Source organism: Labrenzia sp. ATLA3, assembly GCF_057180185.1.
This window is the reverse complement of the sequence record NZ_JBXUKV010000001.1, coordinates 676747-691044: the sequence shown is the minus strand read 5'-3', so window position 1 is coordinate 691044 and position 14298 is coordinate 676747. Positions and strand designations below refer to the sequence as shown.

Below are 14298 nucleotides of genomic sequence, written 5' to 3'. Positions count from 1 at the left end.
CGAAGATGAAGACATTGGCGCGGCGGGACTGGCACATGATCCGGCGGTGGCTGGCCGCCACCGGTCTTGGTGCCGCCGCGCTGTCGCTCTGTCTGTTTGCAAAGGTTGAGCACGACTATGCGTCGCTGCCGGCGCCGCCTCGCGTCGCGGATCTGCCTTTGTCTGTCGTCGTTCTGGACCGGAACGACCGGCTGCTGCGCGCCTTCACCAGTCAGGATGACAAGTGGCGTTTGCCGGTTGAGTTGGCCGAAGTCGATCCGCTGTATTTCAAAATGCTGCTGGCCTTTGAGGACAAGCGGTTTTTTGAACATGGAGGGTTCGATCCGCGGGCTCTGATTCGCTCCGCCCTGCAAAGCCTTCGGAACGGCCGTATTGTTTCTGGCGGTTCGACGCTCACCATGCAGGTTGCGCGTTTGCTGGAAGAGCAGTCGACGAAGTCGCTCGAGCGCAAGTATGAGCAATTGCTTCGAGCCGTTCAGCTTGAAGCGGTGTTCTCAAAAGAAGACATCCTGCGCCTTTACGCACTGCGGGCCCCCTTCGGTGGCAACCTGGAAGGTGTCCGGGCGGCAAGCCTGACCTGGTTCGGCAAGGAGCCGGGACGTCTCACGCCTGCGGAAGCCGCGTTGCTCGTGGCGTTGCCGCAAAGCCCGGAGGCACGGCGGCCCGACCGTTTTCCCGAACGCGCGAAAAAGGCCCGAAACCGGGTGCTGCGGCGGGCGGCGGCCGCCGGTGTTCTCAGTTTGGAAGAGGCAGCTTCCGCTGCGAACGAACCGGTAAGAACCGTTCGTTACGCAATGCCCTTCCTGGCACCGCACGAAAGCCGGCAAGCCCGGGCCGACACGCCACAATCGCCCGTTCACCGGTTGACCATAGACCTTGACCTTCAGCGCGCGCTCGAATCCCTTGCAAGGCGCAAGAGCGAGACAATGCCGTCGCCTGTCTCACTGGCAATTCTGGTGGCGGATCACCACAGCGGAGAGATTCTGGCAAGCGTCGGCGCGCCAGACCTGCTCGACACGCGCCGTCAGGGACATGTCGACATGACGCGTGCGACCCGTTCGCCGGGCTCGACGTTGAAACCGTTCATCTACGGCCTCGCCTTTGAGGAAGGTGTCGGTCTGCCGGAGAGTTTCATTGTAGACCGGGCAACCAACATCGGCGGGTATCAGCCGACCAATTTCGACCAGTCCTACCAGGGAACGGTCACCTTGCGCGAAGCGCTGCAGCTGTCGCTGAACACACCAGCCGTGAAACTGCTGGAAGCCGTGGGGCCTGCTCGGCTGATTGCGCGGCTGAAACGGGCAGGCGCGAATCCCGTGATGGAAAAAGGCATTGCCCCTGGCCTTGCCATCAGTCTTGGGGGGCTCGGCATGTCGCTCAGGGACCTGACCCAGGCCTACGCGGCCATGGCGCGCGGGGGCGCGCCTGTCGCTCTGTCAGTCTGCCGCGCGGATTGCGGGAAGATCAGGCAGAGGGTGTCTTCTGCCCATGTCCTGTCTGAAAAGGCTTCCTGGCTGGTCGGCGACATTCTGTCTGGACTACCGCAGCCCCAAAGCGCGGAAACGCACCATGTCGCTTACAAGACCGGCACGGCTTACGGCTACCGGGATGCCTGGGCTGTCGGCTATGACGGGCGTTATGTGGTGGCGATCTGGTCGGGGCGTCCGGATGGCACGCCCGTGCCCGGGGCGACGGGAGCCTCTGTCGCGGTGCCGATTCTCTTCGAGACATTTCAGACACTGGGGCCGGACAGGGTTCCGCTCCCCGATGGTCCGGCGGAAGCCATGGGTGTTGCCGGGCGACAGGTTCCCGAACCGCTCCGCTTCGCGCGGTTGCCGCAAAACCGCGGCACGCTGCGCACAGGCGACAGTTTGCAGATTTCCTATCCACCGGATGGCGCCGAACTGGATCTGGGATTCGCAGAGGACAGCACAACGAACCGAGCCGCGCAGCCCCTTGTCGTCAAGTTCAAGGGCGGTGCCGGGCCGTTTTCCTTCCTGGTCAACGGTCAGCCTCTCCGCACCGGTCAGCGGGAGCGGCAACTGGTCTGGCAGCCGGACTCGCCCGGTTTTGCGGATGTGACCGTACTCGATGCCAACGGCAACAGTGCCGGGATAACGGTTCTTCTTCACTAGACGGGGTTATGGGCCTCAGCCTAGAGACGTTGTTCGTGGACTGAGGTCACCAAGCGAGTGGCAGCGGTGAAATGACTTCCGCACAAGGCGGGAGGGGTGGAGACAGCCTGACCGTTTCAGCCAGTCATTGGTCTGTTCAACGATGCTCTGGCTTGGCGCGGCAGAATCTCTCGCAAATGCCCTGTTTCACCCGATCGCGGCGAATATTCCTGATTCCAAATGTTCGGCAAAGTATGCGGAAGACGAGATTCGCATTGCGTTTTCTGGTTTCAGACGAATTTCTCCACTCGTCTGGGAGGTGTTTCCCTTACTCCAACGGAAGATGCTCAATTTCTTATCTTTTTCTGGTTTATTTTGTTAAAAAAGAATAAATAAAGAAAAATTGAAAGAATAAGTAGAAATATACATTCGAAAACTCAAAGTAGGTGACTATTTTTGCTGGGGAGTTATCTAAAGCCTCAAACGTAATCGCTTTTTCTTTGTTATGTCGCGCCGGTATGGGGTTGGGCCCAAACCCGCGTATCCATCATTTCTGTAGGGTTTCTGCCGAGTAATTGCCCAAGTATTCCCTTGGGGAAAGGGAAATTGGTTGTAAAACAGTATGTTGCAGAAAAAGCACACAGGTGCCCGGCTGTGTTGCCGGTTGGCAGTTTGGGCTTGCTGCGCCGCGTCGAGTTTGGTTCTTAGCTTCTGCGACGGCGAGTAATCGCCAGTAAAAACGGTTCTGGCTTTTTCTGCTGAATGGTTTTTGTACGAAATCGCGGGGATGGAACCCACCAGGTCCTTGAGGGTCAGGTTTGGTTCCAATGAAAATTGACTTTTGGAGGTCAGATATGAAACTCAAGAGCTTGATGCTCGGCGCTGCAGCTGCTGCTGCTGCCACCACCGCACAGGCAGCCGATCTTCCGGTTGCTCCGGAGCCGGTTGATTACGTTCGCGTCTGTGACGCTTACGGCGCACGCTTCTACTACATCCCGGGCACCGAAACCTGCCTCCGCGTTGGCGGCCGTGTTCGTACCCAGGTGATCGTCAACAACACGCTGGACAACGGCGCATGGGGCAACCGTGATTCTGACGGCTACTCCTGGCTGTCTCGCGGCTACCTGTACCTGGACGCTCGCACCGCAACCGAATTCGGTACCCTGCGTGCATACGTCTCCATGTACTCCACCGTCACGAACGGTGTCGGTTCTTCCACGCTGGACAACGCTTACATCCAGTGGGGCGGCCTGACAGCTGGTTACCTGTCGTCTAACTTCGACATCTTCACCGGTCAGACCTTCATGGGTGTTGTTGACCGTAACTGGTCCGACCAGACCACCAACCAGATCGCTTACACCGCAGCTTTCGGTAACGGTTTCTCCGCTACGATCGCTCTGGAAGATCGTTCGAACCGTGAAGTTGGCGCATACGGCGGCACTCGTGCACCGGACCTGGTCGCTGCTCTCGGCGTTTCCCAGGGTTGGGGTTCTGCACAGCTGTCCGGTGCTCTGCACCAGGTTTACCCGGATGCAGCATTCAACCGCACCAATAACGGTGGTGAAGACTCCCTCGGTTGGGCAGTCGGCGGCGGCGTCGTCTTCAACCTGCCGATGGCTTCTGCTGGTTCCAACATCTACTTCCAGGGCTTCTACGCAGACGGCGCTCTGTCCTACATCGGCGCAAACAGCACCGTTGGCGGCGTAGCAGTCTCCGATTACGGCCCGACCGGTAGCACTTCCACTGGTTACTCCCTGTCTGCTGGTGCTTACATCCAGGCAACTTCCACGATCGGTCTTGCTCTCGACGGTTCCTACATGGACATCGATCAGCCGACTGGCGCAACCGATCTGACCCGTTGGGCAATCGACGGTTCCGTACAGTGGGAGCCGGTCTCTGGCTTCGTAATGGGTGCTGACGTTGGTTACGCCAACACCGACCCGAGCTCTGCATCTGACGTTGACGAACTCCTCTTCGGTGTTCGTATGCAGCGCACTTTCTAATCATCTGATTAGAATTCTGGCTGTGATCCTCTGAACTCCAGTCAGTCACGCGGCCCGGCAGGCTTCAATCTGCCGGGCCGTCCCCATTTTGATTCCCTGAGAATTTGCATGGGGTGAGGCTTCGAGCCTCCCGGCCAAGGGCCGGTCAAAACGGCGGTTTTGCCGAGAATCCTAACAGTTTCTAAATATCCGATCCATTTTTGTGACATTCACGCAACACCGGTTTTTGAAAACAGCCGCTGCGGTAGGTCTGGACCGTATTCTGTGTTGAACCGGGGAAATGTATGCGTATGGTCATCCATGCGAGCGGCTTCGAGCCGCACTGATTTGTCTGCCTCGGACGTCCAACCTCCGGTCGGTGACAAACTCAGACACAATTCGCGGGGACAATGGCGCTTATCTTTGGTGCCAATTGAAATGACTGATTGGAGGTCAGATATGAAACTCAAGAGCTTGATGCTCGGCGCTGCAGCTGCTGCTGCCGCCACCACCGCACAGGCAGCCGATCTTCCGGTTGCTCCGGAGCCGGTTGATTACGTTCGCGTCTGTGACGCTTACGGCGCACGCTTCTACTACATCCCGGGCACCGAAACCTGCCTCCGCGTTGGCGGCCGTGTTCGTACCCAGGTGATCGTCAACAACACGCTGGACAACGGCGCATGGGGCAACCGTGATTCTGACGGCTACTCCTGGCTGTCTCGCGGCTACCTGTACCTGGACGCTCGCACCGCAACCGAATTCGGTACCCTGCGTGCTTACGTCTCCATGTACTCCACCGTCACGAACGGTGTCGGCTCTACCACGCTGGACAACGCTTACATCCAGTGGGGCGGCCTGACAGCTGGTTACCTGTCGTCTAACTTCGACATCTTCACCGGTCAGACCTTCATGGGTGTTGTTGACCGTAACTGGTCCGACCAGACCACCAACCAGATCGCTTACACCGCAGCTTTCGGTAACGGTTTCTCCGCTACGATCGCTCTGGAAGATCGTTCGAACCGTGAAGTTGGCGTCTACGGCGGCACTCGTGCACCGGACCTGGTCGCTGCTCTCGGCGTTTCCCAGGGTTGGGGTTCTGCACAGCTGTCCGGTGCTCTGCACCAGGTTTACCCGGATCGTGCAGCTGCACACCAGACCGGCGCAACCAACAACGGTGCTGACGATTCCCTCGGTTGGGCAATCGGCGGTGGCGTCGTTGTGAACCTGCCGATGGCTTCTCCGGGTTCCAACATCTACTTCCAGGGCTTCTACGCAGACGGCGCTCTGTCCTACATCGGCGCAAACAGCACCGTTGGCGGCGTAGCAGTCTCCGATTACGGCCCGACCAGCGGCACCTCCACCGGCTACTCCCTGTCGGCTGGTGCTTACATCCAGGCAACTTCCACGATCGGTCTTGCTCTCGACGGTTCCTACATGGACATCGATCAGCCGGCTGGCGCAACCGATCTGACCCGTTGGGCAATCGACGGTTCCGTACAGTGGGAGCCGGTCTCTGGCTTCGTGATGGGTGCTGACGTTGGTTACGCCAACACCGACCCGAGCTCTGCGTCTGACGTTGACGAACTCCTCTTCGGTGTTCGTATGCAGCGCACCTTCTAATCATCCCTCACTCGAGGTTTGATGGAAAACCCGGCGGAAACGCCGGGTTTTCTTTTGTCTTGTTGCAGGAAAAATCTGCAAGGAGCAACGCAGCTTGCGATGCTGATGCTCAAACGCTCATCAACACAGAAGCGTAAAAGTCCGTGGCCGGGTGGCCAGGTCAGACGGTTTGCAGAAATTCCGAGATCGTCTTATGCGTTTCACCGTCCCATAGAACCGGGGCGTGTCCCTGGCCTGGAACGGTTTTCACGGCCGCGTTCGGGTGATTCTCCATCATGCGACGGCAGGTGTCCGGGCTCAGCAGATCGGAATGTTCTCCGCGAAGAACAAGAACCGGGCGGTCGGTCAGCTTTTCGTAGAGCGGCCAAAGATCAGGCGAGGGCGCGGCATCATCCAGGCTTGCCAGTTGATGGGCGAGGGCGGGGTCATAATCCATGACCACATGGCCGTCGCGTTCCGACGCGAGCTGATGGGCCAGTCTGAGCCAGTCCGCCTTTATGAAAGCCGGAAACTGATATCCGAGCGCATGTTCGAGCTTTTCCGCGACCTCCTCATGAGAAGCGCTTTTCATCTGGTGGCCAAGTGTGGAAGCAATTCGGTGGATCGCTCGCATCTCGATATGCGGACCGACGTCATTGAAGATGACGGCAGCCATTCGGGAAGCCGGATATCGCAAGCCCATAGCCAGGGCGTGTAGGCCGCCACGTGACGTTCCAAGCACGGCAAAACGCTCCAGATGCAATTCTGCAATGGCAGCATCGATGTCTTTGTCTTCTACGGTCAGTGCGTAATTGCGCCAGTCCGGATCCCAGTCGCTCTTGCCGCGCCCCCGATAGTCGAGAGCGATGACCCTATGCCCGCGAGATTGAAGGAAACGCGCGATCTCATTGAAATCTCGTGTGTTTCGGGAGAGACCAGGCAAGCAAAGAACCGGAATGGCGGATGGTGTCCCTTCCGGTGCAGCCGTCCCCACTGGCCACTCGCACCCGGAAAGGGTCAGGCCGTCCGGGCTTTGCCATGTAAACTCGACCGCCGCGTGATCTGGAGCAGTGCCGGCGCTGAAGAGCGCCTCTTGTGGCGCAGAAGCCATGAGTGTCTCCCGTTACGTTTCCATCCAAAGGTTGTTTTTTCAAAGATAGGGTGGAATGCGGAAGGCTGCCAATAGGAAGACTTCTTATCCAGGTCTGAAAACAAGGCGACGGGTGTCGCTGGAAGAGCGCAGTTGAGGCAAGAAAAGTCGAAAAGCATCGGTTCTATGGCCTTGGAACCATTGCCCCTTGTTCAGCAGATGAGTATGTTGCGCCTCCATCTGAAACAGATACCCTTCCGCCCGTCGGAACCGCGACAATCATCCAAGAGGAAACCGAGATGTTCAAAGGTTCAATTCCAGCGCTGATTACCCCGTTCAAGGACGGAGCGCTTGATGAGAAACGGTTCCAGGAGTTTGTCGACTGGCAGATTGCCGAAGGCTCATCCGGTCTCGTACCTGTGGGAACGACCGGGGAAAGCCCGACGCTGACCCACGACGAACATAAGCGGGTGGTGGAGCTTTGCGTGGAGGCCGCTGCCGGCCGCGTTCCTGTCATGGCGGGTGCAGGCTCCAACAACACGATCGAGGCTATCGACTTTGCGCAGCACGCCGAAAAGGCAGGTGCCGATGCCTTGCTGGTCGTAACGCCTTATTACAACAAGCCAAACCAGGCCGGCATGAAGGCTCATTTCAAGGCCGTCAACGATGCAGTCGGTATTCCGATCTTCATCTACAACATTCCGGGACGTTCAATTGTCGACATGTTGCCGGAAACGATGGCCGAACTGTTTGAAACCTGCGAAAACATCAAGGGCGTGAAGGATGCGACCGCCGACATGGCCAAGGCGAGCCGTCAGCGCCAGCTGTGTGGCCCGGAGTTCGTCCAGCTGTCAGGTGAAGACATCTCCGCGCTTGCCTTCAACGCGCATGGCGGTGTCGGCTGTATCTCCGTAACCGCCAACGTTGCGCCGCGCCTGTGTGCCGAATTCCAGGCAGCCACATTCGCGGGGGATTACAAGAAGGCACTTGAGTATCAGGATCGTCTGGCACCGCTGCACCGGGCCATGTTCCTGGAGCCGAGCCCGGGTGGTGCAAAATACGCGCTCTCCCTGCTTGGCAAGGCAGATGAGGAGCTTCGGTTGCCGCTTCTGCCGGTAAGCGAGGCCGCGCAAGCCGAGATTCGTGCTGCGATGGCACATGCCGGATTGATCAACTGATCGGAAAAGGAATGGCGCAGGCCGCCGGGAACTGACGTTCGTCTTAAGTGTTTGCCTGTTTGAGACGAACTCAGATCCATGGCGCTGACGCCGGAAGGATAAAAATGGCTCCGAGAAAAGGGGGCGATCCGGGGCGGACCATCATTTCCGACAACCGGAAAGCCCGGTTCAATTTCGAAATTGAAGATACGCTGGAAGCTGGAATCGAGCTGAAAGGCACCGAGGTCAAGTCTTTGCGCAATGGCAAGGCGAACATAGCCGAGTCCTACGCTGCCGAGCACAAGGGCGAGATCTGGATCTACAACGTCTATATTCCGGAATACCTGCAGGCCAACCGTTTCAACCACGAGCCGCGCCGTCCGCGCAAGTTGCTGTTGCACAAGCGGGAAATCGGCAAACTCGCAGGCGCGGTCCAGAAGGACGGCAAGACGATTGTTCCGCTCAAGCTCTATTTCAATGAGCAGGGCCGGGCAAAGCTGGAACTGGCGCTGGCCCGCGGGAAAAAGCTGCACGACAAGCGCGAGACTGAAAAGAAGCGCGATTGGCAGCGGGAAAAATCCCGGTTGATGAAGAACTTGAGCTAACTGCGTCTATCCACAGCAGCACAAAACCTCAACTCCATGACTTTGCGTAACCTGTGGAGGGCTGGCGCATAAGGTGTGGAAGAGCTGTGCACTGGCTGTGGGTAGCAAAATTGCCAATCCCGGGCTTTTCCCGTGAATTGCCTGTGTAAGACCGTAGCAAAAAAGTCTTTCTGCGCACTCATCTTCCTCTAAGCCGTCAAACTTTCCAGGATATCGCGTTTCCAGTCGGGAATGGGGCAAGGCCTGCGCGTTTCACGGTCTACATGAACATGCACAAAGCGACCATGAGCTGCTGTTGTCTGGTCTTCGCCTGCAAACAGCCCGACCCGGAAAACCACAGACGTTGAGCCAAGTTTCTCGACCTTCAACCCTGCGGAAACGACGGAAGGAAAGGTCAGCTCGGCAAAGTAATTGCAACCGGTTTCCACCACCAGAAAGATTTCCTGGCTGCTGATCGGGTCGAGCAATTTGTTGTCAACGTACCAGCTGTTCACGGCAGTGTCGAAATAGCTCAAATACTGCACATTGTTGACGTGCCCGTAGATGTCCACATCCATCCACCTTGTGGGGATATGTAGAAAAGCTTTGAATTCGGACCGTTTCAAAGGTTCCGGTCTGGTTGCTTGGGGATTAGCTGTGAAATTCATAGCGCTGCCTTGTAGATATCAAACGCGTCCGTTTCGCCCATTTCCCGAGGATTGTTGACCAGTAGACGGGTCTGTTTCATGGCGTCGCTCGCCAGTTTGGGCAGATCGGCCTCACTGATACCGACATCGCGCAAGCGTGTCTGAAGACCGAGTTTTACGGCAAGGTCCGCCAAGTGTTCCGCGAATAGATCAGACCGGGCCCGCGCATCGCTTACGCCACTAAGCTCCGGAAATACGGTTGGCGCGATCTCGGCATAAGTCTCTGAGGCAACGGCGTTATTGAACTTCAGGACATGCGGCAGAACCAGCGCGTTAGACAATCCGTGGGGGACGTGAAACGTACCGCCGATGGGATAGGCAAGGGCATGAACCGCCGCCACAGGTGAGTTGGCAAAGGCCATGCCGGCAAGCATCGAGCCCAGCAACATTGCCCCCCGTGCGTCGGTGTCGTCAGGCGTAAATACCGCCTTTTCGATATTGGCGCCCAGCAGCTTCAAAGCTTCGATGGCCAAGGTTCTGGACACCGGGTTGTTGTTCGCGGATTTCGAGGCGTAGCCCTCAATGGCATGAACCATCGCGTCAATGCCTGTCGCCGCTGTTACCGGTCCTGGCAGGCCAAGGGTCAGCAACGGGTCGAGGATCGCAAGATCGGGCAAAAGGAGCGGCGACACGACACCGCGTTTTTCTTCTTCTCCAACCGTGATGATCGAAATCGGAGTGACCTCCGATCCGGTTCCTGCGGTCGTCGGAACAAGGATCAGCGGCAAACGCGGGCCCTTGGCGTTTCCGATGCCCCAGGCATCGTCCAGGTCCTCTTTGCTGCCAAGCAGCAGCGCGACGAGCTTGGCGACATCAAGCGACGACCCACCACCGAACCCGATGACGGACGTGGCCCCGTGAGCGCGGGCTGCGTCCACGGCAGCATCAACGAGTGACCTTGGCGGATCGGCAACGACGTCACTGAACCGGGCCAAGTCGTGCCCGGCCCCGGTCAGTGCGGCTTCGCAGGGCGCTTGCAGGCCAAGGGAAACAATTCCCGGATCGGTTACGAGAAAGGGGCGGGGCCCCAGAAAAGAAGCCGCGTGGCTTGCCAGGGCCTCAGCGGCGCCATTTTCGAAGACAATGCGCTGACTGGTGTTGAACGTGAACGCCGCTATCATAAGTCCTCCCGGGTTCTGTTTGCTTCACAGTGGCAGGAAAAGACATGCGCAGTCGAGAGAAGATTGATCCGACTTTTGAGGAAGATGAGGCGTGCCACGTCTTCACGAACTCCAGCGTCGATAGTGGTTCAGGCGTGCATCTTCGCGCCTTTTGAAACCTTGTCTGCGATCTTCCTGTCCGCATGAAACGCGATGCCGACAACCTTCGCATCCTCCGGCCCAAAGCGTGAAAAGACCTCCCGGTTCGCGCTGTCATGTCCGGTGGTGAACATTTCCTCGATGTAAAGGCTTGCCGGAACCGAACGGTCCAGCGTGCGCCTGTGGATCTTGCTAAGTGTCTCCGCGTCAGCACTGAGGACGATGATCGGCTGAACACTCATCGGGTGATAGACATTGGCTGCTGCATCGCTATAGGCTTCGCCGATTATGCCGGGCTTTGCCGCGGCAACGCCGGTTGACAGGAACGCGGTCACATTCAGCTTCTGCCACACAGCGAGATCTTCTCGAACAACAACGACGAACTTGGTTTCGAACATGACTTTCAACTCCACACGGGGATTTCATCTTGAAGCGGAAGAGCAGGATCTAGCGGAGAGCAAGCCGAGTGGTCTTGAACGTTTGTGCGCCGTTGAAGCGGACACGATCCTCGTTGCGCCACCGGAACAGGGGATCGAGCGCATTGAGGCCCGGTTTCACGGCAATGGCTTTGCGCCGCACCGGCACGATACATACGCCATCGGTTTGACCATCAGCGGTGTGCAGACCTTCAGTTATCGCGGTGAGAGACGTGCTTCATTGCCGGGACAGGTGATCGTCATCCATCCGGACGAACTGCATGATGGCGGTGCGGGAACCGAGCGCGGGCTCCGCTACCGCATGCTCTACATTCCGCCGGAGCTGATCAGTGAAGCGTTGGCGGTCTCGGGCAATGCGCGTCTGCCGTTTATCGGCTCACCGGTTATCTCAGACGAGGGCTTCAGAAAAGATCTGGCAGATGCCCTGTCCGACATTGATCAAGAAATGGGAGCCTTCCGGCGTGATTGCCTTGTCACGGATCTGGCCGCTTGTCTGGCCCGTCACGCCGATGTCCGCAAGGAGGGCAACATCACGTTGAACTGGTCGTCTCTGAGGGCTTGCGCTGAGTATTTGAGAGACGGCTGCGCCGACAGGATCAGTATGGAAGAGCTGGAAGACCTGGCGCAGATGGACAGGTTCTCCCTGTCCCGACAATTCCGCAATATATTTGGAACGAGCCCACACCGCTATCTCGTCATGCGGCGTCTTGAGAGGGCCAAGACAGAACTGACCCAGGGAGCGTCCCTTGCCGATGCGGCCTTTGCCAGTGGTTTTGCGGATCAAAGTCATCTGACCCGCCACTTCAAGCGCACATTCGGAATGACGCCCGGTCACTGGCGGCGGCTGTGCGCCGCCAGTATGGCTTAGAGCTTGTTCGGTCCAAATTTGTTTGACCGCGGGAACCCTGTGGGGGGCAGGCGGCCAGCCTGGCCGCGTTCGCCGCGCCAATCGGCGAGTTCTTCCAGCGACCGAGTGAAGCTGCGGCCGGAACTGTCGATCCAGGTCAGGCCGTCTTCGCTCTTGAAGACGCGAATGTCCGAAATGTTGCCATCCCGGTAGCGCTGCAGTCGAACGCCGCGGCCACGGCCCATCTGCGGGATCTGCACCAGCGGGAACACCAGGAGTTTTCTGTTTTCGCCGATGATGGCCACATGATCGCCGGCTGCCTCCACACAGATTGAGGCCGCTGCCGGCGCACTGAGGTTCAGCACCTGTTTGCCCTTGCGGGTGTTGGCAACGACGTCGTCCTCGCTGACGACAAATCCACGCGCCTCGGTGGTCGCCAGCAGCAGATTGCGCCCAGGCTTGTGAACGAAAGCGTTCACCACATCCTGCGCCTCGTCCATCTCCACCATCAGGCGGATCGGTTCGCCATGGCCACGCCCGCCGGGAAGACGGTCCGCGCCAAGCGTGAAGAACTTGCCGCCGGTCGAGAACAGCAGAATCTTGTCGGTGGTCTCCGCATGCAACGACAATTTCAGTTTGTCGCCCTGCTTGAACGCGACGCCGGAAAGGTCCGTCTGGTGACCCTTCATCGCGCGGATCCAGCCTTTTTCGGAAATGATGACGGTGATCGGTTCCTTTTCGATCATCGCCTGCTGGATATCGATCAGATCCGTTTCCGGGGCTTCGGATTTGTCGGTCCGGCGCTTGCCGATTTCGGTTTCAGGGCCATAGACCTTGGAGATATCCGCGATCTCCTTGGAGATCTTGGTCCACTGACGCGCGTCGGAACCGAGCAGTTTGGTCAGGTCGTCTTTTTCCGCCGACAGCTTGTCGTGTTCCTTGCGGATTTCCATCTCTTCCAGCTTGCGCAAGGACCGCAGGCGCATGTTGAGGATGGCTTCCGCCTGAACATCCGACAGCTCGAAAGTCTGCATCAGTTCGGCTTTGGGTTCGTCCTCTTCACGGATGATGCGGATGACCTCGTCCAGGTTCAGATAGGCAACAAGATAGCCTTCCAGAACTTCCAGACGGTGGTTGATCTGCCCAAGCCGGTATTCGGACCGGCGGATCAACACTTCCTTGCGGTGGTCAAGCCATTCACGCAGGACCTGCTTCAGGCCCATCACCATGGGCACCTTGCCCATGGACAGGACGTTCATGTTCAAGGAGAACCTGTTTTCCAGGTCCGTCAGCTTGAACAGCGACTCCATCAGGATGTTGGCGTCGACATTGCGCGAACGCGGCACCAGGACGATGCGAATGTCTTCTGCCGATTCATCGCGGATATCGTCCAGAAGCGGCAGTTTGCGCGCCGTCAGCAGTTCGGCGATCTTCTCGATCAGGCGCGACTTCTGAACCTGGTAGGGGATTTCCGTGACGACAATCGCCCACTGCCCACGGCCGAGGTCTTCGACTTCCCAGCGGGCACGGATGCGGAAACTGCCGCGTCCGGTTTCATAGGCTTCGCGAATGGAACCCTGATCCGACACCAGAAGACCACCGGTCGGGAAATCCGGGCCCTTGATGTATTCCAGCAATTCGCCGGTTTCCGCATTCGGGTTCTTGATCAGGTGCTGGCACGCCTGGCAAAGCTCGAACGCATTGTGCGGCGGAATTGACGTCGCCATGCCAACGGCGATGCCCGACGACCCGTTGCCGAGAAGGTTCGGAAAGCCGCCCGGCAGAACGATCGGCTCCTTGTCCTCACCGTCATAGGTCTCACGGAAATCGACGGCATTCTCGTCCAGCCCGTCCAGCAGTCGCTTGGCGGTATCGGTCATGCGCGCTTCGGTGTAACGCATGGCCGCCGCGTTATCGCCGTCGACGTTGCCGAAGTTGCCCTGGCCGTCGATCAGCGGATAGCGCTGCGCGAAGTCCTGGGCAAGACGAACGAGCGCATCGTAAACCGCCTGGTCGCCATGCGGGTGGTATTTACCGATGACGTCACCGACAACGCGGGCGCATTTCTTGAAGCCAGATCCGGGGTCGAGTTTCAAAAGGCGCATTGCATAGAGCAGGCGCCTGTGCACCGGTTTCAAACCATCGCGCACGTCAGGCAAGGCCCGGTGCATGATGGTCGACAGTGCATAGGCCAGATAGCGCTCTTCCAGCGCATTCTTGAGATTAATGCTCTCAATGCCGCTTGGCGGCGGTGTCGTCTCTTTTCCCATGAATATCTGCTAACCTGTTCGGCGGGCGGGTTCAATTCGCTTGCACGCGGAAAGGGCCGGAACTGGCCGATTTTCAACGGAAATCGGTAGGTCCAGGCAGGCGTGGCTGGCGATGGCGGGCGAAGAAACCTATTGCGGCTGTTCCCGGTTGTCTTTTACAGGCAAATCCGAAATCATCAATGCAATCCTGGATAGGTGCTGAAAGCTCGGCAGGGCCCATTTCGTTCGGAGAATGAACGGGCGATAAAACTG

11 protein-coding genes are annotated in these 14298 nt (G+C 58.2%); 6 read left to right on the top strand and 5 right to left on the bottom strand.

The window, feature by feature from the left end; genetic code table 11:
* The first annotated feature begins 5 nt into the window (after window positions 1-5).
* The 3 genes from pbpC to AC2A6O_RS03100 all read left to right on the top strand — a co-directional run bounded on the left by pbpC (window position 6) and on the right by AC2A6O_RS03100 (window position 5716).
* Window positions 6-2135, top strand: coding sequence for a penicillin-binding protein 1C (gene pbpC, locus AC2A6O_RS03110; protein ID WP_498925686.1), 2130 nt, complete (start codon window positions 6-8; stop codon window positions 2133-2135).
* An 833-nt stretch (window positions 2136-2968) separates the two neighbouring features.
* On the top strand, window positions 2969-4117 hold the full coding sequence (locus AC2A6O_RS03105; RefSeq protein WP_498925685.1) for a porin: 1149 nt from the start codon (window positions 2969-2971) through the stop codon (window positions 4115-4117).
* A gap of 438 nt (window positions 4118-4555) precedes the next feature.
* A complete protein-coding gene (locus AC2A6O_RS03100; RefSeq protein ID WP_498925684.1) occupies window positions 4556-5716 on the top strand; it encodes a porin in 1161 nt (386 codons plus the stop codon).
* Between the two features lie 160 nt (window positions 5717-5876).
* Here the strand turns inward: AC2A6O_RS03100 and AC2A6O_RS03095 are convergent, their stop codons facing one another.
* The gene (locus tag AC2A6O_RS03095) at window positions 5877-6806 is read right to left on the bottom strand and encodes an alpha/beta fold hydrolase (RefSeq protein ID WP_498925683.1); all 930 of its coding nucleotides are present in this window, start codon (window positions 6804-6806) and stop codon (window positions 5877-5879) included.
* Window positions 6807-7084: 278 nt separating this feature from the next.
* Between AC2A6O_RS03095 and dapA the strand changes: the two genes are divergently transcribed.
* Window positions 7085-7963: a 4-hydroxy-tetrahydrodipicolinate synthase gene (dapA, locus tag AC2A6O_RS03090; RefSeq protein ID WP_498925682.1), complete on the top strand. Its 879-nt coding sequence runs from the start codon at window positions 7085-7087 to the stop codon at window positions 7961-7963.
* A 104-nt stretch (window positions 7964-8067) separates the two neighbouring features.
* Window positions 8068-8547: an SsrA-binding protein SmpB gene (gene smpB, locus AC2A6O_RS03085; RefSeq protein WP_148584364.1), complete on the top strand. Its 480-nt coding sequence runs from the start codon at window positions 8068-8070 to the stop codon at window positions 8545-8547.
* 188 nt (window positions 8548-8735) lie between these two features.
* Here smpB and AC2A6O_RS03080 read toward each other — a convergent pair whose 3' ends face one another.
* The 3 genes from AC2A6O_RS03080 to AC2A6O_RS03070 all read right to left on the bottom strand — a co-directional run bounded on the left by AC2A6O_RS03080 (window position 8736) and on the right by AC2A6O_RS03070 (window position 10890).
* Window positions 8736-9194, bottom strand: coding sequence for an acyl-CoA thioesterase (locus tag AC2A6O_RS03080; protein ID WP_498925681.1), 459 nt, complete (start codon window positions 9192-9194; stop codon window positions 8736-8738).
* A complete protein-coding gene (locus AC2A6O_RS03075) occupies window positions 9191-10354 on the bottom strand; it encodes an iron-containing alcohol dehydrogenase (protein WP_498925680.1) in 1164 nt (387 codons plus the stop codon). The genes AC2A6O_RS03080 and AC2A6O_RS03075 overlap by 4 nt, the downstream gene beginning before the upstream one ends.
* A gap of 128 nt (window positions 10355-10482) precedes the next feature.
* Entirely contained in the window at window positions 10483-10890 is a 408-nt protein-coding gene (locus tag AC2A6O_RS03070) for a DUF2000 family protein (protein WP_498925679.1), read from the bottom strand.
* Between AC2A6O_RS03070 and AC2A6O_RS03065 the strand changes: the two genes are divergently transcribed.
* On the top strand, window positions 10889-11797 hold the full coding sequence (locus tag AC2A6O_RS03065; RefSeq protein WP_498925678.1) for an AraC family transcriptional regulator: 909 nt from the start codon (window positions 10889-10891) through the stop codon (window positions 11795-11797). The genes AC2A6O_RS03070 and AC2A6O_RS03065 overlap by 2 nt on opposite strands.
* On the opposite strand, the gene parC is transcribed toward AC2A6O_RS03065, so the two are convergent.
* Window positions 11794-14046 carry a DNA topoisomerase IV subunit A gene (parC, locus tag AC2A6O_RS03060; protein WP_498925677.1) on the bottom strand — a complete coding sequence of 751 codons (2253 nt, stop codon included), beginning with the start codon at window positions 14044-14046 and terminating at the stop codon, window positions 11794-11796. The genes AC2A6O_RS03065 and parC overlap by 4 nt on opposite strands.
* Window positions 14047-14298: the final 252 nt, after the last annotated feature.

Excerpts from the sequence above, each read along its gene's own strand:
- AC2A6O_RS03065 (WP_498925678.1), top strand. The coding sequence starts at position 10,889 with ATGACTTTCAACTCCACACGGGGATTTCATCTTGAAGCGGAAGAGCAG.
- parC (WP_498925677.1), bottom strand. The coding sequence starts at position 14,046 with ATGGGAAAAGAGACGACACCGCCGCCAAGCGGCATTGAGAGCATTAAT.
- AC2A6O_RS03075 (WP_498925680.1), bottom strand. The coding sequence starts at position 10,354 with ATGATAGCGGCGTTCACGTTCAACACCAGTCAGCGCATTGTCTTCGAA.
- smpB (WP_148584364.1), top strand. The coding sequence starts at position 8,068 with ATGGCTCCGAGAAAAGGGGGCGATCCGGGGCGGACCATCATTTCCGAC.
- AC2A6O_RS03105 (WP_498925685.1), top strand. The coding sequence starts at position 2,969 with ATGAAACTCAAGAGCTTGATGCTCGGCGCTGCAGCTGCTGCTGCTGCC.
- AC2A6O_RS03100 (WP_498925684.1), top strand. The coding sequence starts at position 4,556 with ATGAAACTCAAGAGCTTGATGCTCGGCGCTGCAGCTGCTGCTGCCGCC.
- dapA (WP_498925682.1), top strand. The coding sequence starts at position 7,085 with ATGTTCAAAGGTTCAATTCCAGCGCTGATTACCCCGTTCAAGGACGGA.
- pbpC (WP_498925686.1), top strand. The coding sequence starts at position 6 with ATGAAGACATTGGCGCGGCGGGACTGGCACATGATCCGGCGGTGGCTG.
- AC2A6O_RS03080 (WP_498925681.1), bottom strand. The coding sequence starts at position 9,194 with ATGAATTTCACAGCTAATCCCCAAGCAACCAGACCGGAACCTTTGAAA.
- AC2A6O_RS03095 (WP_498925683.1), bottom strand. The coding sequence starts at position 6,806 with ATGGCTTCTGCGCCACAAGAGGCGCTCTTCAGCGCCGGCACTGCTCCA.
- AC2A6O_RS03070 (WP_498925679.1), bottom strand. The coding sequence starts at position 10,890 with ATGTTCGAAACCAAGTTCGTCGTTGTTGTTCGAGAAGATCTCGCTGTG.